The sequence below is a fragment of the Agrobacterium sp. A3-95 genome (genome assembly GCF_053521785.1).
The window spans coordinates 1-24,254 of sequence record NZ_JBNWDR010000008.1 but is presented as its reverse complement, the minus strand read 5'-3'; the positions used below and the strand labels follow the sequence as shown (position 1 = coordinate 24,254).

23 protein-coding genes are annotated in these 24,254 nt (G+C 59.2%); 14 read left to right on the top strand and 9 right to left on the bottom strand.

All coding sequences use genetic code 11. From position 1 onward, the window contains the following. The first annotated feature begins 75 nt into the window (after positions 1-75). The 5 genes from ACQZ5Y_RS19650 to lysS all read left to right on the top strand — a co-directional run bounded on the left by ACQZ5Y_RS19650 (position 76) and on the right by lysS (position 6,686). Positions 76-834 carry a TerC family protein gene (locus tag ACQZ5Y_RS19650; RefSeq protein ID WP_003516210.1) on the top strand — a complete coding sequence of 253 codons (759 nt, stop codon included), beginning with the start codon at positions 76-78 and terminating at the stop codon, positions 832-834. Positions 835-984: 150 nt separating this feature from the next. Next, entirely contained in the window at positions 985-1,296 is a 312-nt protein-coding gene (locus tag ACQZ5Y_RS19645; RefSeq protein ID WP_081308959.1) for a GIY-YIG nuclease family protein, read from the top strand. A gap of 244 nt (positions 1,297-1,540) precedes the next feature. Further along, positions 1,541-3,313, top strand: coding sequence for an SLC13 family permease (locus tag ACQZ5Y_RS19640; RefSeq protein WP_003516208.1), 1,773 nt, complete (start codon positions 1,541-1,543; stop codon positions 3,311-3,313). A 212-nt stretch (positions 3,314-3,525) separates the two neighbouring features. Continuing rightward, positions 3,526-4,983 carry a glutamate--tRNA ligase gene (gltX, locus tag ACQZ5Y_RS19635; RefSeq protein ID WP_013762321.1) on the top strand — a complete coding sequence of 486 codons (1,458 nt, stop codon included), beginning with the start codon at positions 3,526-3,528 and terminating at the stop codon, positions 4,981-4,983. A gap of 203 nt (positions 4,984-5,186) precedes the next feature. Next, positions 5,187-6,686: a lysine--tRNA ligase gene (lysS, locus tag ACQZ5Y_RS19630; protein WP_013762320.1), complete on the top strand. Its 1,500-nt coding sequence runs from the start codon at positions 5,187-5,189 to the stop codon at positions 6,684-6,686. Between the two features lie 252 nt (positions 6,687-6,938). Here the strand turns inward: lysS and ACQZ5Y_RS19625 are convergent, their stop codons facing one another. Beyond that, positions 6,939-7,829: a hypothetical protein gene (locus tag ACQZ5Y_RS19625; protein WP_174051192.1), complete on the bottom strand. Its 891-nt coding sequence runs from the start codon at positions 7,827-7,829 to the stop codon at positions 6,939-6,941. A gap of 314 nt (positions 7,830-8,143) precedes the next feature. Between ACQZ5Y_RS19625 and ACQZ5Y_RS19620 the strand changes: the two genes are divergently transcribed. The 5 genes from ACQZ5Y_RS19620 (at position 8,144) to ACQZ5Y_RS19600 (ending at position 11,914) form a co-directional block, all read left to right on the top strand. Further along, a complete protein-coding gene (locus ACQZ5Y_RS19620) occupies positions 8,144-9,034 on the top strand; it encodes a metal ABC transporter solute-binding protein, Zn/Mn family (protein WP_174051041.1) in 891 nt (296 codons plus the stop codon). After that, positions 9,031-9,939, top strand: a complete 909-nt coding sequence (locus ACQZ5Y_RS19615) for a manganese/iron ABC transporter ATP-binding protein (protein WP_003516199.1) — start codon at positions 9,031-9,033, stop codon at positions 9,937-9,939. The genes ACQZ5Y_RS19620 and ACQZ5Y_RS19615 overlap by 4 nt, the downstream gene beginning before the upstream one ends. Then, entirely contained in the window at positions 9,920-10,780 is an 861-nt protein-coding gene (locus tag ACQZ5Y_RS19610; protein WP_111789861.1) for a metal ABC transporter permease, read from the top strand. The genes ACQZ5Y_RS19615 and ACQZ5Y_RS19610 overlap by 20 nt, the downstream gene beginning before the upstream one ends. Next, positions 10,777-11,631, top strand: a complete 855-nt coding sequence (locus tag ACQZ5Y_RS19605; protein WP_065688481.1) for a metal ABC transporter permease — start codon at positions 10,777-10,779, stop codon at positions 11,629-11,631. The genes ACQZ5Y_RS19610 and ACQZ5Y_RS19605 overlap by 4 nt, the downstream gene beginning before the upstream one ends. A 109-nt stretch (positions 11,632-11,740) precedes the next feature. Beyond that, positions 11,741-11,914, top strand: a complete 174-nt coding sequence (locus tag ACQZ5Y_RS19600; RefSeq protein WP_003516193.1) for a DUF1328 domain-containing protein — start codon at positions 11,741-11,743, stop codon at positions 11,912-11,914. A 58-nt stretch (positions 11,915-11,972) separates the two neighbouring features. Here the strand turns inward: ACQZ5Y_RS19600 and ACQZ5Y_RS19595 are convergent, their stop codons facing one another. Then, positions 11,973-12,704, bottom strand: coding sequence for an SDR family oxidoreductase (locus ACQZ5Y_RS19595; protein WP_111801985.1), 732 nt, complete (start codon positions 12,702-12,704; stop codon positions 11,973-11,975). Between the two features lie 216 nt (positions 12,705-12,920). On the opposite strand from ACQZ5Y_RS19595, the gene ACQZ5Y_RS19590 reads away from it, so the two are divergent. Further along, on the top strand, positions 12,921-13,694 hold the full coding sequence (locus tag ACQZ5Y_RS19590) for an IclR family transcriptional regulator (protein WP_003516189.1): 774 nt from the start codon (positions 12,921-12,923) through the stop codon (positions 13,692-13,694). A gap of 105 nt (positions 13,695-13,799) precedes the next feature. On the opposite strand, the gene tal is transcribed toward ACQZ5Y_RS19590, so the two are convergent. Next, positions 13,800-14,765: a transaldolase gene (gene tal / locus ACQZ5Y_RS19585; RefSeq protein ID WP_013762313.1), complete on the bottom strand. Its 966-nt coding sequence runs from the start codon at positions 14,763-14,765 to the stop codon at positions 13,800-13,802. Between the two features lie 206 nt (positions 14,766-14,971). Here tal and ACQZ5Y_RS19580 point away from each other — a divergent pair, with 206 nt between their 5' ends. Next, complete coding sequence (locus tag ACQZ5Y_RS19580; RefSeq protein WP_003516185.1) at positions 14,972-15,958, top strand: sugar-binding transcriptional regulator; 987 nt, start codon at positions 14,972-14,974, stop codon at positions 15,956-15,958. A gap of 66 nt (positions 15,959-16,024) precedes the next feature. On the opposite strand, the gene ACQZ5Y_RS19575 is transcribed toward ACQZ5Y_RS19580, so the two are convergent. Together ACQZ5Y_RS19575 and ACQZ5Y_RS19570 are read right to left on the bottom strand one after the other, a co-directional pair. Next, complete coding sequence (locus ACQZ5Y_RS19575) at positions 16,025-16,897, bottom strand: methylated-DNA--[protein]-cysteine S-methyltransferase (protein ID WP_174051039.1); 873 nt, start codon at positions 16,895-16,897, stop codon at positions 16,025-16,027. Between the two features lie 131 nt (positions 16,898-17,028). After that, positions 17,029-17,508, bottom strand: coding sequence for a DUF2244 domain-containing protein (locus tag ACQZ5Y_RS19570; protein ID WP_003516181.1), 480 nt, complete (start codon positions 17,506-17,508; stop codon positions 17,029-17,031). Between the two features lie 37 nt (positions 17,509-17,545). Between ACQZ5Y_RS19570 and nth the strand changes: the two genes are divergently transcribed. Continuing rightward, positions 17,546-18,328, top strand: coding sequence for an endonuclease III (nth, locus tag ACQZ5Y_RS19565; protein WP_174051037.1), 783 nt, complete (start codon positions 17,546-17,548; stop codon positions 18,326-18,328). Here the strand turns inward: nth and ACQZ5Y_RS19560 are convergent. After that, complete coding sequence (locus ACQZ5Y_RS19560; protein WP_174051035.1) at positions 18,290-19,027, bottom strand: sulfate transporter family protein; 738 nt, start codon at positions 19,025-19,027, stop codon at positions 18,290-18,292. The genes nth and ACQZ5Y_RS19560 overlap by 39 nt on opposite strands. 295 nt (positions 19,028-19,322) lie before the next feature. Between ACQZ5Y_RS19560 and ACQZ5Y_RS19555 the strand changes: the two genes are divergently transcribed. Continuing rightward, complete coding sequence (locus tag ACQZ5Y_RS19555; RefSeq protein WP_025595058.1) at positions 19,323-20,156, top strand: MurR/RpiR family transcriptional regulator; 834 nt, start codon at positions 19,323-19,325, stop codon at positions 20,154-20,156. A gap of 65 nt (positions 20,157-20,221) precedes the next feature. On the opposite strand, the gene ACQZ5Y_RS19550 is transcribed toward ACQZ5Y_RS19555, so the two are convergent. Genes ACQZ5Y_RS19550 through ACQZ5Y_RS19540 form a run of 3 tightly spaced genes read right to left on the bottom strand, consistent with a single transcriptional unit; the run spans position 20,222 to position 24,067 of the window. After that, entirely contained in the window at positions 20,222-21,796 is a 1,575-nt protein-coding gene (locus ACQZ5Y_RS19550; RefSeq protein ID WP_174051033.1) for an FGGY-family carbohydrate kinase, read from the bottom strand. 60 nt (positions 21,797-21,856) lie between these two features. After that, positions 21,857-22,576, bottom strand: coding sequence for an HAD family hydrolase (locus tag ACQZ5Y_RS19545; RefSeq protein ID WP_003516170.1), 720 nt, complete (start codon positions 22,574-22,576; stop codon positions 21,857-21,859). Between the two features lie 6 nt (positions 22,577-22,582). Next, complete coding sequence (locus tag ACQZ5Y_RS19540) at positions 22,583-24,067, bottom strand: mannitol dehydrogenase family protein (RefSeq protein WP_174051031.1); 1,485 nt, start codon at positions 24,065-24,067, stop codon at positions 22,583-22,585. Positions 24,068-24,254: the final 187 nt, after the last annotated feature.

Here is a 24,254-nt window from a genome sequence, read left to right as displayed (position 1 = left end):
TCTCGCGTATTGCGCTATAAATTCCACGAACCGAATGTTTCGGGTGGCCTTGTTGCTGAAAGGAAAAATTCCCTGATGGAGTCCGTTCTCCCTCTTCTGTCCGACCCCGCTGCCTGGGTGGCGCTGGTCACCCTGATCGTCATGGAGGTCGTGCTTGGCATCGACAACCTGATCTTCATCTCGATCCTCACCAACAAGCTTCCGCCTGAACAGCGCGAAAAAGCCCGCAAGATCGGCATCGGGCTTGCCTTGATCATGCGTCTCGGCCTTCTCGGCACTGTGGCCTGGATCGTGCAGCTCACCACGCCGGTCTTCGAAATCTTCGGCCACGCCTTCTCGTGGAAGGACATGATCCTCATCGCCGGCGGTCTCTTCCTGATGTGGAAGGCCACCAAGGAAATCCACCACAATGTCGATCCTGAAGATCACAAGGAAGACATGGTGGGCGGCCCGGTTGCGATGAATTTCGGCGCCGCCATCGGCCAGATCCTGCTGCTCGACCTCGTGTTCTCCGTGGACAGCATCATCACCGCCGTTGGCATGACACCGCATCTGCCGATCATGATCGTGGCCGTGATCTTTGCCGTTGCCGTGATGCTGCTCGCCGCAACACCGCTCGCCAACTTCATCGAGCGCAACCCCACCATCGTCATGCTGGCACTCGCCTTCCTGATGATGATCGGCACGACCCTGATCGCCGAAGGCATGGGCTTCCATGTTCCCAAGGGCTACGTCTATGCCGCCATGGCGTTTTCGGCGCTGGTGGAACTGCTCAACATGCTGGCGCGTAACGCCAGACAGCGCAAGAAAGCACAGGCGGCCAAACCGCACTGATTGCCCCGACCCGTCATGCCGGACTTGATCCGGCATCCCTTCAGCCCAAGCCCTTGGGCTGAAAAACTCTTCTCGCCGCGCAGACGCGCGTCGGCTGGATACCGGATCAAGTCCGGTATGACGGAAATAATTTCACCTCTTGCCAAAACAATGACCTTTGCGCATGCTTTTCTCATGCGCGAAGGTTACGTTTATATTCTTGCATCCAAAAGAAACGGCACGCTATATACTGGCGTAACAAGCGACCTTTCTCACCGTTTATATGAACATCAGAACAATTTGACGCCCGGCTTCACAACCCGTTATGGCGTTAAGACGCTTGTGTGGTTCGAAACATACGCTCTCGTCACGGACGCAATTGCGAGAGAAAAGACGATAAAAAACTGGCCACGGGCATGGAAGATCAAGTTGATTGAAGATCTCAATCCAGCCTGGGACGACATTGCCCATTTTCTTCTCTGACAATCCCTCCACTCCGTCATGCCGGACTTGATCCGGCATCCAGCCAGCCCAAGTCCTTGGGCTGAAAAGACTCCCCTCGTCGCGTGAGAGCCGCGTCGGCTGGATACCGGCTCAGGGGTCGGTATGACGGAAAGATATGAATGACCATCCCACTCCGGAACCGCTTCACCCCGGCTTGCGTTCTTCGACATCCTCATCAATAGAGTCATTCCCGCCGCCTCTCCTTCGAAAGCAAACAGCCAGCATGACGACCGACCAGATCCTCGCCTTTACCGTGATCGCCGGCATGATGGTCGCGTTCATATGGGACAGGTTCCGCTATGATGTGGTCGCGTGCAGCGCGTTGCTGGTGGCGGTGGCGGTTGGGGTCGTGCCTTTCGACAAGGCGTTCTCCGGTTTCTCGGACGATATCGTCATCATCGTCGGCAGCGCGCTGATCGTCAGTTCGGCCGTGGCGCGTTCAGGGGTCGTCGATATGACGATCAAGAAATATTTCCCGGAGATGCACTCCAAAACCCTGCAACTGGCCTTTCTGATGATCGTCGTCGCCATCATGTCGGCCTTCATCAAGAACATCGGCGCGCTTGCCATCATGATGCCGGTTGCTTTCCAGTTCGCCCGCAAATCCGGCAGCCCTGTTTCCTATTATCTGATGCCCATGGCCTTCGCCGCCCTTCTGGGCGGGCTTATGACGCAGATCGGCACCTCGCCCAACATCGTCGTTTCCAGGCTGCGTGAGGAAATGACCGGGCAGAGCTTCTCGATGTTCGATTTCACCCCGGTCGGTGCCGGGCTGACCGTGATCGGCATCATCTTCCTGACCTTCGGTTACCGGTTGCTGCCGGTGCGCAACCGCCAGCAGGCATCGATGGAGGATATTCTGGACCAGTCGGCCTATACCGCCGAAGCGACGCTTCCCGCCGACAGCACATACGCCGACAAGCCGCTGCGGGAGCTGTTGAAACAGGCGGATGGCGACGTAATCGCCAGCACGATCCTGCGCGGACCCCGGCGTATCTCCCCCTTCCCCGATGTCAATCTGAAGCCGGGCGACACCATTCTTCTCGAAGGCAACCCGGAGGGCCTCGACCGCATCGTCTCGCAGGCCAAGCTGCTGCTGTCAGGCAAGCCGCTCACCGAGAACGGCCAGAAGACCGCCGACCTTATTTCCATGGAAGCGGTTATCAGCAACGAATCCGTTCTCAACGGGATTTCCGCGCGCGAACTGGCGCTATCCTACACCCGCGGCGTCAATCTGATTGCAGTCAGCCGTCGCGGCCAGCGCGTCAGCCAGCGGCTCTCCGACCTGACCTTGCAGGCAGGCGACGTCATTCTCCTGCAGGGCAGCCGCAAGAACCTGCCACAGGTATTGCAGGAATTTTCGCTGCTGCCCCTGGCGCAGCGGGAAATCCTGCTTGGAGTGCAGCGCCGCGCGCTGTTGCCCGTCATCGTGCTTGCCGCGGCCATGATTGCCGCCGGCAGCGGGCTGGTGCCGGTATCCGTCGCCTTTTTCGCCGCTGCCTTCCTGATGATCGTCGTCGGCGCGATACCGCTGACCGAAGTCTATAAATCGATCGACGGGCCGATCCTCGTCATGCTCGCCGCCCTCATTCCCGTCAGCGACAGTCTGCGCACCAGCGGCGCCAGCGAGCTGATCGCCGCCTGGCTCGGCCATGCCGCACAAGGACTGCCGCCCTTCGCAGCACTCGGCATGATCCTGTTGACTGCCATGGCGGTAACGCCCTTCCTCAACAATGCTGCAACCGTGCTGGTCATGGCACCCATCGCCGCCGGTTTCGCCACCACGCTCGGCTTTCGGCCGGAGGCCTTTCTGATGGCGGTGGCGATCGGCGCCGGCTGCGATTTCCTCACGCCTATCGGCCACCAGTGCAACACGCTGGTCATGGGTCCGGGCGGTTATCGGTTCAGCGATTATCCGCGCCTTGGACTGCCGCTGTCGATCATGATCGTCATTGCCAGCATTCCGATGCTGCTTTATGTCTGGCCGGTGAATTAGGGGCGGTTTACGTCCGGGCGAAGACAGCGCAAGCGCCATATTTCCTTGACGCCTGCGGCATAATATGGCCTAAGCCGATGCCGAACGGAAATATGCAAAAGTGCGTTCAACACGCCTTTCCGCACCCTTTCCCGCCGCATTCAAACGAAAACTTCGTGATAGAAGGGTGAAGCCGCCCCGATGTCACCACCCCGTCACGACGAGTGAATTTCATGACCACTTCCGGCGTTCGCGTCCGCATCGCACCTTCCCCCACCGGCGAGCCGCATGTCGGCACCGCTTACATCGCGCTGTTCAACTATCTCTTCGCCAAGAAACACGGCGGCGAGTTCATCCTGCGCATCGAGGATACCGACGCCACCCGCTCGACGCTGGAATATGAGCAGAAGGTTCTGGAGGCGCTGCGCTGGACCGGCCTCACCTGGTCGGAAGGCCCTGACGTCGGTGGCCCCTACGGTCCCTACCGCCAGTCCGAGCGCAAGCCGATGTACTGGCCCTATGCCGAAGAATTGCTGGAAAAAGGCCATGCCTTCCGTTGTTTCTGCACGCCCGAGCGGCTTGAGCAGATGCGCGAAGCGCAGCGCGCCGCTGGCAAGCCGCCAAAATATGACGGTCTCTGCCTCCACCTGAAGGCTGAAGAAGTGACCACCCGCGTCGCCGCCGGCGAAGCCAACGTCGTGCGCATGAAAATCCCGACCGAAGGTTCGTGCGATTTCCATGACGGCGTTTACGGCGATGTCTCGATCCCCTGGGATTCGGTTGACATGCAGGTGTTGATCAAGGCCGACGGCATGCCGACCTATCACATGGCAAACGTCATCGACGACCATCTGATGAAGATCACCCATGTGGCGCGCGGCGAAGAGTGGCTGGCTTCAGTGCCCAAGCACATCCTGCTTTACCGTTATTTCGGCTGGGACCAGCCGACGTTCATGCATCTTTCGCTGATGCGCAACGCCGACAAATCGAAGCTTTCCAAGCGCAAGAACCCGACGTCGATCTCCTATTATTCCGCGCTCGGCTACCTGCCGGAAGCGCTGATGAACTTCCTCGGCCTGTTCTTCATCCAGATCGCCGAAGGCGAAGAGCTGCTGACCATGGAAGAGCTGGCCGCGAAGTTCGATCCGGAAGCACTTTCCAAGGCCGGCGCCATCTTCGATATCCAGAAGCTGGACTGGCTGAACGGCCGCTGGCTGCGCGAAAAGCTCACGCCTGAGGACTTCATTGCCCGCACGCTGGAATGGGCGATGGAAAATTCCCGCCTGACCGAAGGCCTGAAGCTTGCCCAGAGCCGCATTTCCAAGCTCGGCGAATTGCCAAACCTTGCCGGCTTCCTGCTTTCGAGCGACGTTGGCCTGACGCCCGCCTCCTTTGCCGGTCTCAAAAGCAAACCCGAGGAAATCCACGAAATCCTCACCACGGTTGCCACCGATCTGGAAAAAATGCCTGATTGGAACGTTGAAGCCATCGAGGCCGAGCTGCGCGACATTGCCGAACGCACGGGCAAGAAACTGCGCGTCGTCACGCCGCCGCTCTTCGTCGCCGTCTCCGGTTCCTCGCGCTCGCTGCCGCTGTTTGACTCGATGGCGCTGCTCGGCCGCTCCGTGGTGCGCCAGCGCCTGAAGGTCGCTATTGCCGTTGTGGCCACGATGGTTGGCAGCGGTGCTTGATGTCTGCCGGGGCGGGTTTTAAATCCACCCCTCATTCCTGCGCTTGTCACAGGAATCCAGCCACGGCGCGTCGGCGCCGTGAAAGAATGAATTGAGGTCTCCCGCGCCAAGGACTTGGGCGCACTGGATTCCTGTGACAAGCACAGGAATGAGGGATACGGGAGGCAATTGTCGCCGCGGCAACGCCGCAACAGGATTGAACAATGAACGACAAGACAACCGAAACCACCGCCCTTTCCTCCGACGCCACCGAAGTGCGCCGCCAGAAACTTGCGCTGCTGCGCGAGCAGATCGGCGATGTCTATCCGGCGCATTTCCATCGCACGCTGACCAATGCGGAGCTGGCGGAAAAATATGCCGATATCGAACCGGACACGGAAACCGGCGACACGGTAACGGTGGCGGGCCGCGTTTATTCGTCGCGCAATTCCGGCATGTTCATGGATATCCATGACGCCTCGGGCAAGGTGCAGATCTTCTCTCACAAAGATACGACGCCGGAAACGGCGCGCAATCTTCTGCCGATGATCGACATTGGCGACATCATCGGCGTAACCGGCAAGGTGCGCCGCACCAAGCGCGGCGAGCTGACGATCAACGCCGAAGAAATCACCATGCTCACCAAGTCGCTGCTGCCGATGCCGGAAAAATGGCACGGTGTCTCCGATATTGAGCTGCGTTACCGCAAGCGCCATCTCGATATTCTGGCGAACGAGGACTCCAAGCTGCGCTTCCTGCAGCGCTCGAAGATCCTGTCCGGCATCCGTCGCTTCATGGAGGCCGAAGGCTTCCTCGAAGTGGAGACGCCGATGCTGCAGACAGTTTATGGCGGTGCGACGGCTGATCCGTTCAAGACCTTCCACAATACGCTGAAGATGGACATGTATCTGCGCATCGCGCCGGAACTGTTCCTGAAGCGCACGCTGGTATCAGGCCTTTCCGACAAGGTCTTTGAAATCAACCGCAACTTCCGCAACGAAGGCGTTTCCACAAGGCACAATCCTGAATTCACCATGATGGAGTGCTATTGGGCCTATGCCGACTACGAAGACATCATGGGTCTCGTAGAGCGTCTGTTCGAGACGCTGGCGATTGCCCTGCACGGCACGACCGAGGTGGAATTCCAGGGCCAGACAATTTCCTTCAAGGGTCCGTTCAAGCGCGTGCCCATGCCTGATGCGGTGAAGGAAGCGACCGGCATCGACTTCCTTGCGATCAAGACTGACGAGGAAGCCCGCGCCGCCGCCAAGGCCGCCGGTTTTGCCGTCGAGAAGGACTGGACCTGGGGCGAATGCCTTGCCTTCATCTTCGAAGAGAAGGTCGAAGGTACGCTTATCCAGCCGAGCCACGTCACGCATTTCCCGAAGGATATCTCGCCCTTCGCCAAGGAAGTGCCGGGCGAACCGCGCCTCGTTGAGCGTTTTGAGAGCTATTGCAATGCCTGGGAAGTGGGCAATGCCTTCTCCGAACTCAACGATCCCGAAGAGCAGCGCCGCCGCATGGTGGAGCAGCTTGAGCAGGCCCATGCCCGCGGTGAAAAGGACAAGCAGCTGGACGACGAATTCCTCGACGCCATCGATCAGGGCATGCCACCCGCCGGCGGCCTCGGCATCGGCGTCGATCGTCTGATCATGCTCCTGACCAACGCCCCCTCGATCCGCGACGTCATCCTCTTCCCGGCCCGCCGCAACAAGGCGGACTAAGGACTATCAAGCGAAGGCGGCCGCATGGCCGCCCTTGCCCTCATGCGCTCGACCTCTACCGAGCATTGTGGTCCCTGTGGCAAAATTTCCTGCTAGATCGTCTCATGGCGCAGACGCGCAAAGGCTGGATGCCGGATCAGGTCCGGCATCACGAAAGAAGGCGCTGCGACGATATTTTACAAACGTCGGCACAGCCGTATCAATTTTCCAGATGGTTTTAATTCCGAGGTGTCAGCAAGAGCTCAAACGCTCCTAATGCCCCGCCTTCGCCTTTGCCGCGCCCGGCGCTTCGGCAGGCGCAGCCTCGCCCTCAGCCAGCTTCTCTTCCGCCGCCTGCGCGGTCGTAGTGCCTTTTCCGAAGATCAGTGATTTCAGATAGCTGATGCTGAAGATGCTGCCGCCATCGGCTTCCGGGGTCGAGGTCAGAAGTTCTTCGTCGGCTACGGGTTCGCCGTGGGCTTCAGCGCCGGGTCCGCCCTCATGCGTTTGCGCCGGCGCAGCGTCGTGGCCGCCGTCGCCTTCGCCCTTGGTTTCGCCGTGTCCGCCCGCGCCTTTTGCGGCTTTTCCGCCATGCCCTTCGGGTGCGGCGTCCGAAGCGGGGGTTGCGCAGTCGGTGGCATCGCTCAGGCTTGCGGCCATTGCTTCGGCATCTTCCAGCGGCAGATCGATGCGCAGCCCGTAAAACTGGCCGCTGCCGTTTGATGCACCATCGTAATAAAAGGCGGAATAACGCTGGGCATCGGCGCCTTCGGGAATTTTCGCCGGATCGGCAATGAAGACCACTTGGGCCGCGATGGCGCGGCCACGCATTTCCGAGCGCAATTGCGGGCCGTTTTTATCCAGCACGGAAACCTGGACCAGATCGGGCTTCTGTTTGTCGTAAACTGCCCTGGCGACACGCAGCGCCGTTTTCAACCGGTCCGTGCCGTTGCCGCCGTCAGTACGAATGAATTTGCGGACCCACAGGGAACCGTTCTTGCGGATGTTGACTGTCTGGACTGCGTCGCAGGAAAGCCCGTTCGCGGAGGCATAGGTGGACCCGAGCAGCCGCTCGCTGCCGATAAACACGGCAGCAGAACCGGTCGCACCCGCCAAAAGCAGGATCCCGCCTCCGATCATAACGAGTTTGCGCGAAAACCGCATTCGTCCGAATACAGCCTTCACGCGCAAAATCCTGACATTCAGTACCCCGCCTATCGCCCTCACCCCGGAACGTGGCTCGAAGGATGAGGAACACACGCGGGATAAGCTCGGGACCTCGTTGTCCGAGCCTTGCGATAGTGCCGCTTTCTCATTGAAAAAAGTTTAATCCCCCTGGCGCCGTGCGGGCAAAAGCGCACCATTTTCAGACATTTTTGAAATCCGCTAAATTGCGAATGATTTGCAATAGCGTTGACAAGTGTGTTTCCATGACGGATGGTGTTGCGAGTTGATCGCAACAAAAATCGGTGACAGACGTGAATCTCCATAAAATCCGCCATGCCCTTTTTGCTTTTTCGCTTTTCCTGCCTGCTGCAGCTGTCGCGCAGGAAAAACCGAAGGTGGTGACCACCTTCACGATCATTGCCGATATGGCGCGCAATGTGGCGGGCGATGCGGCAGAGGTGGAGAGCATCACCAAGCCAGGCGCTGAAATTCACAACTACCAGCCGACGCCTCGCGACATTCTCAAGGCCCGCAAGGCCGATCTGGTGCTGCGCAACGGCCTCAATCTGGAATTGTGGTTCGAGAAGTTTCTGGCCAATCTTTCAGGCGTGCCTGATGTGACTGTCAGCGACGGCATCGAACCGATGGCGATTAATGGCGGGGCGTATCAGGGGAAACCCAACCCGCACGCCTGGATGTCACCCGATAACGCCTTGATCTATGTGGAAAATATCCGCAAGGGACTCGCTGGAATAGATCCCGCCCACGCCGAGATTTACGCCGCCAATGCCAAGGCCTATTCCGACAAGATCCGTGCCACCGTGCAGCCCATCCGCGATGACCTTTCCGCGCTTCCTGAGAACAAGCGCTGGTTGGTAACGAGCGAAGGGGCGTTCTCCTATCTCGCCCGGGATTTCGGGCTGAAGGAACTGTTCCTGTGGCCGGTCAATGCCGACAGCCAGGGTACGCCGCAACAGGTGCGCGGCGTGATCGACGCCATGCGCGAACATAATATTCAGGTCATCTTCAGTGAAAGCACGGTTTCCGCCGATCCCGCCCGGCAGGTGGCCAAGGAAACCGGAGCGGCCTATGGCGGCATACTCTACGTGGATTCGCTGAGCGAGGCCGACGGCCCTGTTCCGACCTATCTCGACCTGCTGCGCGTGACGAGCAGCACCATCGCCAAAGGACTCTCTTCATGAGAATGGGCAGCAAAAAAAGCGGCGGCGGCCTGACGGTTCAAAATGCGACAGTGACCTATCGCAACGGCCACACCGCATTAAGAAATGCCAGCTTTTCCATTCCACGCGGTACGATCACTGCACTTGTCGGCGTCAACGGCGCCGGCAAGTCCACGATTTTCAAGGCAATAATGGGTTTTGTGCCGTTGGCCACCGGTTCCGTCTCTATTTTCGACCTACCCGTGAAGGATGCACTCAGAAAAAACCTCGTCGCCTATGTGCCGCAAGCTGAAGAGGTGGACTGGAGTTTTCCCGTACTGGTTGAGGATGTGGTGATGATGGGCCGTTACGGCCACATGAACTTCTTCCGTATTCCGTCGAAACACGATCACGAGATGGTCGAGAGAGCGCTGACGCGCGTCAATATGCTTGATTATCGCAAGCGGCAGATCGGCGAGCTTTCCGGCGGACAGAAGAAGCGGGTGTTTCTGGCCCGCGCGCTGGCGCAGGAAGGTCAGGTTATCCTGCTGGATGAACCCTTCACCGGCGTCGACGTGACGACGGAAGAACAGATCGTCGCGCTGTTGAAGGCACTGCGTGAGGAGGGCCGCGTCATGCTGGTTTCCACCCATAATCTCGGTAGCGTACCGGAATTCTGCGATCGCGCCGTCTTCGTCAAGGGTACCGTTCTGGCGTCGGGCAAAACAGCGGACACCTTTAACGAAGAGAACCTGCAAAAAGCCTTTGGCGGCAGCTTGCGCCACTTCGTTCTCGGCGGGGCCGAACTGCATGATGATGCCGATCCGCGCCGGGTGAAGGTGATTACCGACGATGAGCGGCCTTTCGTGATCTACGGAAAGAACGGCCAGAATGGACAAAATCCGCAGGCTCCGAAGGAAAAAGCCGATGATAAACAGCCTTCTTGAGCCTTTCACCTATGCCTACATGCTGAACGCCATCTGGGTCAGCGCACTTGTGGGCGGCGTCTGCGGCTTTCTGTCCGCTTATCTTATGCTAAAGGGCTGGTCGCTGATCGGCGACGCGCTCTCGCACGCCATCGTTCCCGGCGTCGCGGGCGCTTATATGCTGGGGCTGCCCTTTTCGCTCGGCGCCTTTCTTTCCGGCGGGCTTGCGGCTGGCTCGATGCTGTTCCTCAATCAGAAAACCCGGCTCAAGGAAGACGCAATCATCGGCCTGATCTTCACCTCGTTCTTCGGGCTGGGGCTGTTCATGGTGTCGCTGTCGCCCACCTCGATCAATATCCAGACCATCGTGCTTGGCAATATTCTGGCAATTACCACCGAAGACACGATACAGCTTGCCCTGATCGGCGGCATCAGCCTCATCGTACTGGCGCTGAAATGGCGCGACTTCATGGTGGTGTTCTTCGATGAGAACCATGCGCGCACAGTGGGGCTGAAACCGGAAGTGCTGAAAGTGATCTTCTTCACCCTGCTTGCCGCCTCCACGGTTGCCGCCCTTCAAACCGTCGGCGCCTTCCTTGTCGTTGCCATGGTGGTGACACCAGGCGCGACTGCCTATCTTCTGACCGACCGTTTCGAGCGGTTGATCCTGATGAGCCTTGTGATCGGCGCGACCACCAGCTTCGTCGGCGCTTATCTCAGCTACTTCCTCGACGGCGCCACCGGCGGCGTTATCGTTGTGTTGCAAACAGCGATCTTCCTTTCCGCTTTCGTGTTTGCACCCAAACACGGGCTGCTCGCTTCGCGCGCCAAAGCGCGCAAGGCACTGGGAGAAGCGCAATGAGCGAATATCTCGAACTCGCCATCCTGCCGTTTCAGCTGCCCTTCATGCAATATGCCTTCATCATCACCCTGATGATTGCCGTGCCGATGGCCATGCTCTCGTGTTTTCTGGTGCTGAAGGGCTGGTCGCTGATGGGGGACGCGGTTTCGCACGCCGTGCTGCCCGGCGTGGTGATTGCCTACATTGTCGGAATTCCCCTTTCCATCGGCGCCTTCACCGCCGGTATGATCTGCGCTCTCGGAACCGGTTTCATCAAGGAAAACAGCCGCATCAAGGAAGACACGGTGCTTGGCATCGTCTTTTCCGGCATGTTCGGGCTGGGGCTGGTGCTTTACGTGAAGGTGCAGAGCGACATGCATCTGGATCACATCCTCTTCGGCGACATGCTGGGCATTGCGCCTTCAGACATGCTGGAGACCGGGCTGATCGCGCTTTTTGCCACCCTGTTTCTCGGGGTGCTGCGCAAAGACCTGCTGGTCAATGCCTTCGATCCGCAGCATGCCAAGGCAATCGGCCTGCCCGTTCGCATCCTACATTACGGTTTGCTGATGGTTTTGTCGCTTGCCGTGGTCGGCGCGCTGAAGGCTGTGGGTATCATCCTCTCCGTCGCAATGCTGGTCACCCCCGGCGCCATCGCCTTCCTGCTGGCGCGGCGCTTTTCCGCAATGCTCCTGGTCGCCATCTCGGTTGCGGTTCTCTCTTCGCTTGCAGGAATATGGCTAAGCTTCCTGATCGACAGCGCGCCAGCCCCGACCATTGTACTGTTCATGAGCCTGGCATTCGTCGCGACATTCATTCGCACCAGCCTCAAGGCCCGCCGGATCGACGCCGCCAATGAAACGGTGGTGTAAAAGAACGATTTTTGCGGGCGCGTGGAACATTTTCCCCTTTTGCGCGTCATTTTCATGAGCTTGCCCTCAAGCGGCAAACTCATGAAAATTAAGCGAAAGGGGAAGCTCCATGCTGAAATGGGCTCTTATTTTCTTTGTTATTTCGTTGATCGCGGGCGTATTCGGCTTTACCGGCATTTCGGCAGCGGCGTCGGGCATTGCCCGTATCCTGTTCTTCATCGCCGTCGTGATCTTCCTGGTCTTCCTCGTGCTTGCACTGATCGCTGGAAGCGTGGTGGCGTAACAAAAAAGGCGACCGGCTTTTGGGCCGGTCGCCTTCTCCTCTCTCCCGTATAGAATTATCAGCCTGTCCAGCCACCGTCGATCACATGGATCTGGCCAGTGGTGAAACCTGCCTCATCCGAAGCGAGATAGGTGACGAGTGCGGCGATTTCTTCCGGCGTGGCAATGCGGCCCATAGGCTGGCGGGCAATGAAGTCGGCCAGGGCCTGTTCGTAATTGCCGGTGGCGCGCAGGCGGTCGTGCAAGGACGGGCTATCCACTGTGCCTGGGCAAATGGCGTTGCAGCGAATACCCTTGGTGACGAAATCAGCAGCAATTGCCTTGGTCAGACCGACAACCGCCGCCTTGGAGGCGGTGTAGGCGAAACGGTTCGGCACGCCCTTTACGCTGGATGCGACGGAGGACATGTTGACGATTGCGCCCTTACCCTTTTCCAGCATGCCTGGCAGAAAGGCGCGGCAGGTGCGGTACATGGCCTTGGCATTGAGGTCGAAGGAGAAATCCCAGTCCTTTTCCTCGCAATCGAGAATGGTGCCGGAATGAACGAAACCCGCACAGTTGAACAGAACATCCGCATGGCCGATATCGGCAGCAAAAGCCTTCACACCATCGCCATCCAGCACGTTCAGAGCCCGCGTTTCCGCACCTTTCAGGGTCGAGAGCGCCTGCTCGTTGATATCAGTGGCGATGACGCGCGCACCGAGCGATATGAATCGCTCCGCCGTCGCACGGCCGATACCCTGGCCGGCTGCGGTGATCACCACTGTCCGCCCGTTAAAATCCTGCACCATGAATAGCCTCCCGCTACGGCGCACCCGCCCGCTGGGGCCGAGCCGCTGAATTTCGCCAGTGAATTTCATTGATCTCAAATATGGATCGACAATTCATATGTAAACGCGGTATTCATGTAACGTCAAGCAGGCTTGCGCAAAAGGGCAGCGTGCGGCAACGGTATTTAAAAAGTGCATTTCCCGCCAGGCAATCCTGCAAAACGCCACCGAGGCAAGATGACCGAAGACGACAGCGAAAGATATCGCGCCCCCGCCCTCGACAAGGGTCTGGACATTCTCGAGCTTCTCGCCCGTACGGATGGCGGGCTGACGCAGATCGAGATTGCCAAGGCCATAGGCAAAACCCCGAACGAGCTTTACCGCATGCTGGACCGCCTGGTGCGCCGTGGTTACGTACAGCGGCTGGAGGGTGACCGGTTTTCGCTGACGCTGAAAATGTTCGGGCTCGCACATTTTCACGCGCCGGTGCGCCGGCTGGTCTCTTTCGCAGCCCCGGTGATGCGCGATTTTTCCGCAAGCGCCGAGCAGGCCTGTCATCTGGCCGTTTACGACCGCGGCAGTGTTGTCGTCATCGCCCAACAGGAGTCCTCCACCTATTGGGCGATGTCCATGCGGGTGGGCGCGCAGATGAGCCTCTTCCAGACCGGTTCCGGCCATGTGCTGCTGGCCTTCCAGAACGAGGTACAGCGCAAGATCATGATCACCGAGCAGGTGCGCGGTGGCGGGGAAACCGAGCCTTCAGACCTTGAGGAGCGGCTGGCGGAAGTTCGCAGGAATGGTTTCGAATCCATGGACAGCATGCAGACCGCAGGCGTGCGCAATATTTCCGCCCCCGTGCTGACACTTGATGGTACCGCACTTGCCGTCATCACCTGCCCCTATATCACCCCGCTTGGCGGCAAGGCCCCGACGCGCGAGGCCTGCGAGGTACTGATCCGCGATGCGGCAAGGCGCATTTCCGAAGTGGCGACGGGTCAGGGAACCATCTGAGACGCACAAAAAAACGCGACCGGCAGGGACCGATCGCGTTTAAAGTGACTGGAGATTTCTGTATCTTAAACGCAAAGGGGACCGGGATGGTTCCCCTTTTTGTTATCAGGCGGCAGCCAGCGTCAGTTCCTTGCGGACCATTTCGCGCAACGTTACCAGATCCTTGGCGAACAGGCGGATCCCTTCCGAGAGCTTCTCGGTTGCCATCGCGTCTTCGTTCATTGCCCAGCGGAACGCCTTTTCATCAAGCGACTGCAGCGGCTCGGCCTTCACATTGTCGGGCGAAAGCTTGCGCTCAAGCGTGCCGGTGTCCTTGTCCAGCTCTTCCAGCAGCGCCGGGCTGATCGTCAGGCGGTCGCAACCGGCAAGCGCTTCGATCTCGCCGACATTACGGAACGATGCGCCCATGACGACGGTGCCGATGCCATTGGCCTTGTAATAATTGTAGATGCTGCGCACCGAAACGACGCCCGGATCGGTCTCGGCAGTGTAGGTCTCGCCGGTCGACTTCTTGTACCAGTCGAGGATGCGGCCGACGAAGGGCGAGATGAGGAAAGCTTTCGCTTCCGCGCAAGCGATGGCCTGTGCCTGCGAGAACAGCAGAGTCAGGTTGCAGTCGATGCCCTCGGACTGCAGGACTTCCGCAGCCTTGATGCCTTCCCATGTGGAAGCCAGCTTGATGAGGATGCGTTCACGCTCGATACCGCGCTCCTTGTAGGAGGCGATGATGTGGCGTGCCTTGGTAATGGAGGCCTGTGTGTCGAAGGACAGGTCGGCATCGACTTCCGTCGATACGCGGCCGGGAACCAGACCTGCAAGGGCTGCACCAACGGAAATGGCAAGACGGTCGGCAACGGCCGCAACGACAGCGTCAGACTGGCCGCCCTGTTTCTTGCCCCAGGCAACGGCTTCCTTCACCGCATCCGCGAAAGCAGGGGTGCCGAGCGCCTTCAGAACGATGGTGGGGTTGGTGGTGCAATCCACCGGCTTCAGGCGCGCAACCGCCTCGATGTCGCCGGTATCGGCAACGACCGTGGTGATAGCGCGAAGTTGTTCGAGTTTGGACGTCATGGCGAATGATCCTTCATGATCTCTTGTAAACTTGCACAGCCGTCTTTTCGTTCCCGCACCATGGTGCGCCCAAGGCCGAAATCACGGTTTTGTCCGGCTCCGACTATCGCAAGCGGCAAGGTCGAAAGTCAAGACATTTGCGCATCGCAATTGACATAAGTTTCATGCCTGCGATACTCCGCCCCATAAAGAGAGTGACAAAAACCGTGGCGAAACTGAGAAGAGAAACCCATACGGCCTATTCGGAAGCGGCTTCGCTGAGGCTGCGTGCCGCATGGCTCTACTATAATCAGGGTTTGACGCAGAAAGATGTCGCCGAGAAGCTCGGTATCAGCCGCTCCACCGTCATACGCCTTCTGGACGAGGCGATGAAGCGCTCCGAAGTACAGATCTGGATCAACGAGGGCATCGAGGATTTCGTCGAACTGGCCGGCAGGCTGGAGGCAGCTTATGGGCTGGATGAGGCGGTGATCATTCCCTCCCCCGGCCCATCCCCCGGCAAGGCGAATGCCGAAGGCACGGCCAAGGCCGTTGGCCTGGCGCTCGGGCAATTCCTCTCCGAAGCGGTGCCGAACGACGCCACCATCGGCGTCGGCTGGGGGCGCACCATGACCGCCTCGCTATCCAGCTTTCGCCCGCCGCGCCGGGAAAACTGCAAGGTCGTCTCGCTGCTAGGCGGTATCGTCGCCGTGCACCAGACAAACCCGCTTGATTACACCTGGCGGCTGGCAAGCGCGCTTGGGGCGGAATGTTACATGTTCCTTGCACCGCTGCTGGTAGACTCCGTCGAGACCAAACGGGCGCTGATTGAGAAATGCGGACTTGCCACGCTTTATGATCTGGCCGAAACGCTCGACCTCGCCATCGTATCCTGCGGCGATATCGGCCCGCATTCCACTTCGCTTTCGGAAGGTTTCATTTCGAAGGAAACGCTTCAGGAACTCATCGATGCCGGCTGCGTCTGCGACACCATGTTCAACTTCATCGACGCGGAAGGCCGCTCCGTCGATCACCCGATCAACGAGCGCGCCATGGCGATCGATCTAGACACGCTGCGCAAGGCCAAACACATCGTGCTCGCCTCCGGCGGCGCCCACCGCGCCATCGCCATCCGCGCCACCATCAAGCGCATCGGGTGCAATACGCTGATTACAGACGAGGCGGCGGCAAGAGCGTTGATGGAACTGGTTTAGGCCTCGACAGGCGACCCAGGCTGTTCCTCATTTCTGCGCCTGTCACAGGGATGAGGGAGAGCTGCCTCACACCTTCCCCGTTTCCCATCCCAACATCGCCCGTTTGCGGGTAAGGCCCCAGTGATAACCCGTGAGCGCCCCGCTTTTTCCCACAGCGCGATGGCAAGGAACGACGAAGGAGACCGGGTTCGCGCCAACAGCTGCACCGACCGCACGGGAGGCAGTTGGCTGGCCGATATCGCAGGCGATGTGCGAATAGGTAACGGCGCGGCCCATGGGAATTTTCAGAAGGCTTTCCCATACCCGCACCTGAAAATCCGTGCCGAGCAGCACGACCCGCAATGGCCGGTCCGCCGACCACAGCGTCGGTTCGAAAATACGTGCGGCATAGGGCGCAGTGGCTTCACGATCCTCGACATAATCCGCATTCGGCCAGCGACCGGCCATGTCCTCGAAACAGGCTCTTTCCTCGCCGGGATCGGCGAAAGCGCAGCCGGCAAGGCCGCGATCGGTCACCATGACCAATGCAAGACCGAAGGGTGAAACATGGAAACCGTGCCGGATCGTCAACCCACCGCCCTTGGCCTTCCATTCGCCTGGAGACATGGCCTCGTGGGTGACGAACAGATCGTGCAGGCGGCCGGGCCCAGACATGCCGACCTCGATCGAGGTTTCCAGCAGCGGCAGATCCTCTTCGCGCAACAGCCTTTTGGCATGATCGAGCGTTACGGCCTGCAAAAACGCCTTGGGGGAAAGACCGGCCCAGCGGGTGAAGGTCTTCTGCAATTGCGTCGGCGACTGGCCGAGCCTTGCGGCAATGGCTTCAAGGGAGGGCTGGTCGCGATAATCCAGCGTCAAAAGCTCGATAACCCCGCGCACCGTATCGTAATCCGAACCGATGGGGGTGATGTCTTCATTCAGCATGATATTGGCGTTCATCGCATGTCTCCTAACGCCTCACAGAAAACCATCAAAGCGCGTCGGTCTCCACCCGTTTCTTGCGCCGTACTCAGTTTCTGCCGAGATACCGGCCTCGAGCCTATTGACGGGTTTTAAGCGGAATTATCCGCTCACATCCGCCGCACCGTCGCCAACGCACCGCCGAAAGCCTTGGCGAAGCTTTCCCGGTCATCCGGATTGAGAAACGAGCCGATATCCGTTGCCTTGCCTTCACCCGTTACATGCATGGAGACGATGCCGATTTCCTCGTGCCGCTGAACCCTGAAGCGGGCCCAGAAGGGGTTGAAACGATGCTCGACAACGCGGCCAGTCGGGGAGAATTTGCGGATAGACAGGCTGGTGCGCGAGACGCTCACCTCTTCCCGCGCCTTCGCTGCCCGGTAATTGGCGCGAAATGCGACATAAAGCAGCAGAAAATCCAGCCCGAGGAACAGGCCGACGGGCCATGCGCCAGTGGTGAGGAAAAAGCCGCCATGGAGGAGGCAGGCAAGCCCGGACAAGGCGAGAAGCAGCCGGAAACCCCTTCTTCCGAGCGAACGGTGCGGAACGAGTTCCGCCGCAAAAATCGGCTGATCGTTGAGCGTATCCACGTTGATTTCCTCAGGGCGGGCTGGCTATAGATAGGTCATGACAGTCGCCAAAAAACGATCCAGCACCCAAACATTGAAAAAGTCAAATGCGACATCCGCCCGCAGACCGGCGCGTGTGAAGACGATCTATTCGAAGGACGAGTTGAACGAGATCTTCCGCCGTTTCTCCATTCAGCGGCCGGAGCCGAAAGGCGAGCTGGAACATACCAACCCCTTTACCCTGCTGGTGGCCGTGGCGCTTTCGGCGCAGGCGACCGATGTGGGCGTAAACCGGGCGACGCGGGCGCTGTTCAAGGTGGCCGATACGCCGGAAAAAATGCTGGCACTTGGCGAGGAGGAGCTGATCGGCCATATCAAGACCATCGGGCTTTACCGCAACAAGGCCAAGAACGTTATCGCTTTGTCACAGATGCTGATCGACAATTTCGGCGGTGAGGTGCCGAGGACGCGCGAGGAGCTGGTCACCCTGCCCGGCGTGGGCCGCAAGACGGCCAATGTGGTGATGTCGATGGCCTTCGGTGTGCCCACACTCGCCGTGGACACCCATGTTTTTCGTATTGCCAACCGGCTCTGTCTTGCGCCGGGGAAAACCCCGGATGAAGTGGAAGATCGGCTCGTCCGCATTATTCCCGAAGAATATCTGTTCCATGCCCATCACTGGCTGATCCTGCACGGGCGTTATTGCTGCAAGGCGCGCAAACCGGAATGCGAGCGCTGCGTGATTGCCGATATCTGCAAGTCACCGGAAAAGACCTTCGATATTCCAGCTCCGCTGGTGGAACTACCCGCGCAATTGTTCGGTGTGACCAGCGGCGAATGACGGATCGCGCCGGCTGACGGCCTTGTGCAGATGCACCATCATCGAAGCCGCAAAAAGCGGCGTCAGAAGGTTGAGGAAGGGGATTGCAAGGAACGCTGCAATCACCAGCCCGGCCATGAACACGGTTGTGCGGTGTTTCAGCCGGAAAAGCCGCGCGTCAGCGGGCGAGCGGAAACGCATGGCTGCAAATTCGAAGAACTCCCGGCCCAGCAGATAACCGTTCACCAGAAAAAAGGCGATGAGGTTGACGCCCGGCACCAGCAGCAACAAAAGCGCAATCAGGTTGCCGGCAATGACGACGCCAAAGAACTTGATCGATGACACCACGGCCTCACCGATGGGCATCGCCTTGCCCGGTGGATCATCGGGATAGGTCTTTTTCTCCACGACTTCGGCGACATCGTCGAGAAACAATCCGGCAATAACGGCAGTGACCGGCGAGATCAGCAAGGCCAACGCCAAAGCCAGCCCGATTCCGGCGAAAATGGCGAAAACGAAAGTCAGCCATCCCGCCCAGTCCGGCACGCTGGGGATCAGCGTATCCACCCACGGCAAGGCGAAATAGATGAAGACAGAGCGGATGGCGAACCACAGCGCTGCCAGCACCAGAAGCGTCAGCCCCAGAACCTTCCAGAACACCGACCGGGTCTCGGTGGCAAAAAGATTGCTGAAGGCAAGCCTCGCCGCATTAAAAATCATTCGGAACTCCTGTGACGCCTCTCGCGTTTTAAACTGGCGTTCAGGAGAGATAGGCGCCGCCCATCCGCTCCGCAAGACAGGAATGAAGACGTCGCTGTTGGGAATTAAACCGCTGATGGAATTTCCCTTGAATAAAAGACGTCTCTAAAATATAATAATCTATCTATTAGAATTCGCATTCCGGTCCGGTGGAGGACAAGGCCGGAAAAGCTCGCCCCCACCGACAAGTCGCGGTTCGCACGCTCGCCCGGGCGCGCGGATGCATCATCATTCATAAATATAAAAGAATGAGGCGTTGGTGGAACAGCTACTGTTGAATCTGACCCGTGCCATGAAGGCCGGTACGCCTTCAGAGCGCAAGATCGCCAAATATCTGATCGAGCATCTGGACGAATTGCCGTTTGAGACGGCGCAGACGCTGGCTGCCAAGCTCAGTCTCAGTCCGATGACGGTTGGCCGTTTTCTGCGCTCTCTCGGATACAGGCAATTCAGCGATATTCGCATCGATCTGCGCCACGCCGAAGAGACCGCGGGCGTGGACCAGCCCGCTATTGTTGAAAGCGGCGATCAGAAGTCCAATCCGTTTTCGCAACTCCTTTCCCAACAGATCCAGGCCATTCAGGCTGCTTTCGAAATGACGGACCAGCCGATATGGCGCGTCGCCATGAGCGAGATCGCTTCGGCGGCAGATGTTTTTCTGGCAACGTCACCGGAAGGCCTTGGCACAGGAAGGCACTTTCACGGGCGGTTGCTGGAGTATCGCAGACGCGTGCACTTCCTCGGCAGCGACAGCGCCGCCTATATCGCCCTTTGGGACTTCGATCCCGCAGAAGCGCTTCTCATCCTCATGGATTGCGGCGGCAGCATCACGCCCTTGCAGAGCCTTTCTGCGACGGCGCGAAAGAGCGGCTACAGAACCCTGTTGATCACCACCCGGTTCTATGAATGGGGACCGGAAAGCGCCGATATCTGTCTTGCCATGCCGCACACCCAGACCGGCGGACAAGGCCTGCTGCAGCTCGTTGCGCTGATGGAATTCACCCTCTGCAGCCTGATTGCCGGAGCCGACGAGCAGCGCACGGCACGCATGAAAAACCTGACCGGCCTGAAACGCTCGCTTGGCATCTGACCATCGGCGGGAGGAAACGGATCGCGCCCGTCCGCCACGACCTTACCTGCCGTTGTAGGCAAAGATCAGAGGCTTTCCAGCTCCTGGCGATGGCGGTGCATGGCGAGAAAACGGCGATAATCCCGCTCGTAAAGCGGTGTGAGCGCCGGATTGCCTGGGATTTCCGTATTGCCCGGATACATGGCGGCACCCGCCGCTGCAAGGCCCGCATGCACACCGCCGGCGGCTGCCGCCGTCATCGCCGTGCCGAGAAGAACGGCGTCGGCTGTGGCAGGCACGACGATGCGCTTGCCAGTCACATCAGCGTAAAGCTCCATCAACAGCGGGTTCTTCACATGGCCGCCGGTAACGTGCAGGCTTTCGATGGCATAACCGAAACGCTCCATCGCATCGAGCACATGGCGCGCGCCAAGCGCAATCGCCACGGCGGTGCGCCAGTAGAGCCGGCAGAGACTGTCGAAGGATGTATCGAGCGTCAGCCCGCTGATGACGCCCACCGCATGCGGATCGGCGAGCGGTGAGCGGTTGCCGTGGAAATCCGGCAGTACATGCAGCCGTTCGGCAAAGGCCGCGCCCTCGAGCGCGCGCAATTCGGTAACCCGCGCAACGATGCGGGCGTGCAGCGCCGTATCCGGCTCTCCGCCCGCCGCGTGCATGCGTACGATATGATCAAGCAGCGCGCCGGTGGCAGATTGCCCGCCCTCCACCAGCCAGTGGCCGGGCAGCACCGCCTGCCAATAGGGACCCCACAGGCTGTGGCCTGGCATCTGCCGCTCGGACATGGCGACAAGGCAGCTGGAGGTGCCGGCGATCAGCGCCACATGTTTACCCACATCATCAGAAAGGCATCCGCCAAGCGCACCCAGCGTGCCGGCGTAAGCATCGATCATGCCCGCCGCCACCTGACAGCCGGTGTCGAGGCCGAGTTCGGCGGCAGCCTTGGGCGAAAGCGGGCCGATGGCTGTGCCCGGCATCACGGTCGTTTCGGGCAGGCCTGCCCGCTGTTTCAGATCGCCAAGCCCGGCAAGATTGAGATAATCCGCCTGCCAGCCGGGATTTTCCTGCGCCAAAAAATTCCACTTCGCCGTCTGCGTGCAATTTGAACGCTTGGTGGAACCGGTTGCCTTCCATGTCAGAAAATCCGCCAGATCGAAGGCGAAATACATGCGCGCCCAGCTTGCCGGCAAATTCGCCTTCAGCCACATCAGCTTCGGCATCTGCATTTCCGGTGACACGCTGTTGCCGGCGAAATCCAGCACGCGGTGGCCGGATGCCGTCAGCCGGTCGGCCTCGCCGATTGCCCGATGGTCCAGCCAGACGATGGTGTCGAACCGGTCTTTGCCCGTGACGGAGACAGAAACCGGTTCCCCACGCTCATCACGGATAACGAGCGAGCAGGTAGCATCAAAACCAATGGCCGCTATGCTGTCCGCTAACACACCCGCGTCGGCAAGCGCTGCTCTCACCGCAAGGCAGACGGCGTTCCATATATCGGTGGAATCGTGTTCGGCGTGGTTTTCCTGCGGCCTTTGCATCAGGATGGGATGGGTTGAGCGGGCGAGAAGCCTGCCGGTCGGGTCGAAAATCCCGGCGCGGGCGCTCGCCGTTCCGACATCGACAGCGACGAGATTTTGACGCATCAAGACTTCAGTTCCATCCCTTGCGTAACGACCTCCTGATGGTGGCAGGCATGGTTTCCTTCAGCCTGCGTCACGTTCCACCTGGCTGTCAAAACCGCCCTTCCCCATATAATCGCCGACAAGTTGAACCAAATCTTCCATGGCGTCAAACGTGGCATTGGCCCCGAGCTCCGCGATCTTTTCGCGAAATGCCGGAAACCGCGCATGCGAGCCGCCGGTGAAGGCAAAAACCGCCATGCCGGCTGCCTTCGCCGCCGCAATGCCCGCCGGGCTGTCCTCGATCACGATGCACTGACGCGGATCAGTGCCCATCTGCCTCGCCGCATGCAGGAAAAGGTCGGGTGCCGGCTTGCCGTTCTTCACCATGGTGGCGCTGAAAACATGCGGCTCAAATTTATCGATGAGGCCGGTCAGCCCCAGCGAGTAACGGATGCGTTCCGGTTGACTTGAGGAGGCAACGCAGCGTTTGAAGGCCACCAGCCTGTCCAGCGTTTCGGCAATGCCGTCGATGGGACGCAACTCAGTGCGGAAACGCTCAAACAGCGTCGCGCGCATATGCTCGAGAAAATCGATGTCGGTCTCGATACCGTATTCCTCAAACAAAGTCGTCGTCATGCTGGCAACGCTGCGACCGAGAAAGCGGTTGTAGGCCTCTTCCTCCCCCATCTCCACGCCAAGATGGGAGAGCATGTCGAGAAGAACCGAGATGGAGACCGGCTCGCTGTCGACCAGAACGCCGTCGCAGTCGAAAATCAGAAGAGGTCCGGTTCCGTCTCGCATCTCACGTCACTTTTCAGCCAGCTTGTCATCCAGATAAAGCTGCAAGGTCTTCGCCGTGCCTTCGTGCCACAGTGTCGTCAATGCATGAGAGAAGCGTTTACGGAAAAGCTCCGATTCGGCAACCTCCCCGAAGATATCGTCAAGTGAAAGGAAGGCCATCGGGTCGTCCTTGGCCTTTGTGGCTGCCGCCTGTAGCCTCTCGGCGCTGGCGTCGTTGAAGGTGATTTGCCTGCCGCTGTCGGAGGTGCCGTAGAAATAACGGCACCACAGTGCTGAAACCAGTGACAGACCGACGATATCTTCACCGCGCGCCAGACGGTCGGCGGTGGAGGGCAGGATGAATTTCGGCTGGCGGTTGGAGCCATCCTGCGCGAGGCGCGGAATGGTATCGCCGATTTTCGGGTTGAGGAAACGCCGTTCGATCAGGCCGAAATATTCGCCAAGATCGGTATCGGGCACGGGCGGAATGACCGGGATGATCTCTTCCTTTTCGAGCTTTGCCAGAAACGCCCGGATCAGCGGATGCTCCATCGCCTCATGCACAAAATGAATGTCGAGCAGCGCTGCCGGATAGGCGATCGCCGCATGGCCGCCATTGAGGATGCGGATCTTCATGTGCTCGTAAGGCGCAACATCCTTGACGAACTGAACGCCCGCCTTTTCGAGCGCCGGTCGGCCCGCCGGGAAATTATCCTCCATCACCCATTGCTTGAACTCTTCGCAGAAGACCGGCCAATTGTCCTCGATGCCGAAATCGTCACGGGCGATATTGCGTTCGCGCTCTCCCGTGGCGGGGGTGATGCGGTCGACCATCGAATTGGGGAAAGCGACGTTATCGCCGATCCAGTTGGCGAAGGCCGGATCGAACAAGGCGGCGAGACCGACCACCGCGTTTTTGGTGACCTTGCCATTATGGGGAATGTTGTCGCAGGACATGACGGTGAAGGGTGAAAGCCCCTTGTCGCGCCGCGCCTTCAGCCCGGCAACGATAAGGCCGAACACGGTTTTCGGGAAAGACGGGTTCCTGCCATCCTCGGCAATCGCGGGATGCTGCGGATTGAAGGAGCCGGAAGCATCGATGAAATAACCGCCTTCGGTAATCGTCATCGAAACAATTCGGATTTTCGGATCTGCGAGCGTGTCGATAATGCCTTGGGTATCGCCAACCTTCAGAATGTCGATCATTGGCCCGGTGACGCGCGCACCGGTGCGATTATTGTCCTGCTCCACGACAGTGGTCAGGAAATCCTGTGCGGCAAGTTTTTCGCGCATTACCGCGTCCGATGGCAGTACACCCGCACCAATGATGGCGAAGTCGTGGTCCGCGCCGGTGTTGAACAGGTCGTCCAGATAGACCGCCTGATGGGCGCGGTGGAAATTGCCGACGCCGAAATGCACGATTCCGGCGGAAAGATCGGCCCGGGAATAGGCCGGAATCGCCGCGGTTTTTTTGGCTTCATCAAGCGTGGCGAGGGAGAGTTTGCATGTCATGTCACGATCCTCGAAGGGGAAACGTTGTTTGTGCCAGGACCGGATGACAGATACCCGGCACGCAGCGCGGATTTGCCTTCCGGTCTTCGCGTCATATCGCGATGCCCTTGTCATCGAACCTGTGGATTTTGGCATCATCTGGTGTGATGAAGACGGTATCGCCGTGTTTGCATTCGAATTCACCGTC

What these genes read in the sequence shown, in the direction of transcription:
- ACQZ5Y_RS19615 (WP_003516199.1), top strand. Translation starts at nt 9,031, where the DNA reads ATGAGAATGGGCAGCAAAAAAAGCGGCGGCGGCCTGACGGTTCAAAAT.
- ACQZ5Y_RS19590 (WP_003516189.1), top strand. Translation starts at nt 12,921, where the DNA reads ATGACCGAAGACGACAGCGAAAGATATCGCGCCCCCGCCCTCGACAAG.
- ACQZ5Y_RS19600 (WP_003516193.1), top strand. Translation starts at nt 11,741, where the DNA reads ATGCTGAAATGGGCTCTTATTTTCTTTGTTATTTCGTTGATCGCGGGC.
- ACQZ5Y_RS19645 (WP_081308959.1), top strand. Translation starts at nt 985, where the DNA reads ATGACCTTTGCGCATGCTTTTCTCATGCGCGAAGGTTACGTTTATATT.
- ACQZ5Y_RS19650 (WP_003516210.1), top strand. Translation starts at nt 76, where the DNA reads ATGGAGTCCGTTCTCCCTCTTCTGTCCGACCCCGCTGCCTGGGTGGCG.
- ACQZ5Y_RS19595 (WP_111801985.1), bottom strand. Translation starts at nt 12,704, where the DNA reads ATGGTGCAGGATTTTAACGGGCGGACAGTGGTGATCACCGCAGCCGGC.
- tal (WP_013762313.1), bottom strand. Translation starts at nt 14,765, where the DNA reads ATGACGTCCAAACTCGAACAACTTCGCGCTATCACCACGGTCGTTGCC.
- ACQZ5Y_RS19545 (WP_003516170.1), bottom strand. Translation starts at nt 22,576, where the DNA reads ATGCGAGACGGAACCGGACCTCTTCTGATTTTCGACTGCGACGGCGTT.
- lysS (WP_013762320.1), top strand. Translation starts at nt 5,187, where the DNA reads ATGAACGACAAGACAACCGAAACCACCGCCCTTTCCTCCGACGCCACC.
- gltX (WP_013762321.1), top strand. Translation starts at nt 3,526, where the DNA reads ATGACCACTTCCGGCGTTCGCGTCCGCATCGCACCTTCCCCCACCGGC.
- ACQZ5Y_RS19550 (WP_174051033.1), bottom strand. Translation starts at nt 21,796, where the DNA reads ATGCGTCAAAATCTCGTCGCTGTCGATGTCGGAACGGCGAGCGCCCGC.
- ACQZ5Y_RS19540 (WP_174051031.1), bottom strand. Translation starts at nt 24,067, where the DNA reads ATGACATGCAAACTCTCCCTCGCCACGCTTGATGAAGCCAAAAAAACC.
- ACQZ5Y_RS19640 (WP_003516208.1), top strand. Translation starts at nt 1,541, where the DNA reads ATGACGACCGACCAGATCCTCGCCTTTACCGTGATCGCCGGCATGATG.
- ACQZ5Y_RS19625 (WP_174051192.1), bottom strand. Translation starts at nt 7,829, where the DNA reads ATGCGGTTTTCGCGCAAACTCGTTATGATCGGAGGCGGGATCCTGCTT.
- nth (WP_174051037.1), top strand. Translation starts at nt 17,546, where the DNA reads ATGACAGTCGCCAAAAAACGATCCAGCACCCAAACATTGAAAAAGTCA.
- ACQZ5Y_RS19610 (WP_111789861.1), top strand. Translation starts at nt 9,920, where the DNA reads ATGATAAACAGCCTTCTTGAGCCTTTCACCTATGCCTACATGCTGAAC.
- ACQZ5Y_RS19605 (WP_065688481.1), top strand. Translation starts at nt 10,777, where the DNA reads ATGAGCGAATATCTCGAACTCGCCATCCTGCCGTTTCAGCTGCCCTTC.
- ACQZ5Y_RS19560 (WP_174051035.1), bottom strand. Translation starts at nt 19,027, where the DNA reads ATGATTTTTAATGCGGCGAGGCTTGCCTTCAGCAATCTTTTTGCCACC.
- ACQZ5Y_RS19575 (WP_174051039.1), bottom strand. Translation starts at nt 16,897, where the DNA reads ATGAACGCCAATATCATGCTGAATGAAGACATCACCCCCATCGGTTCG.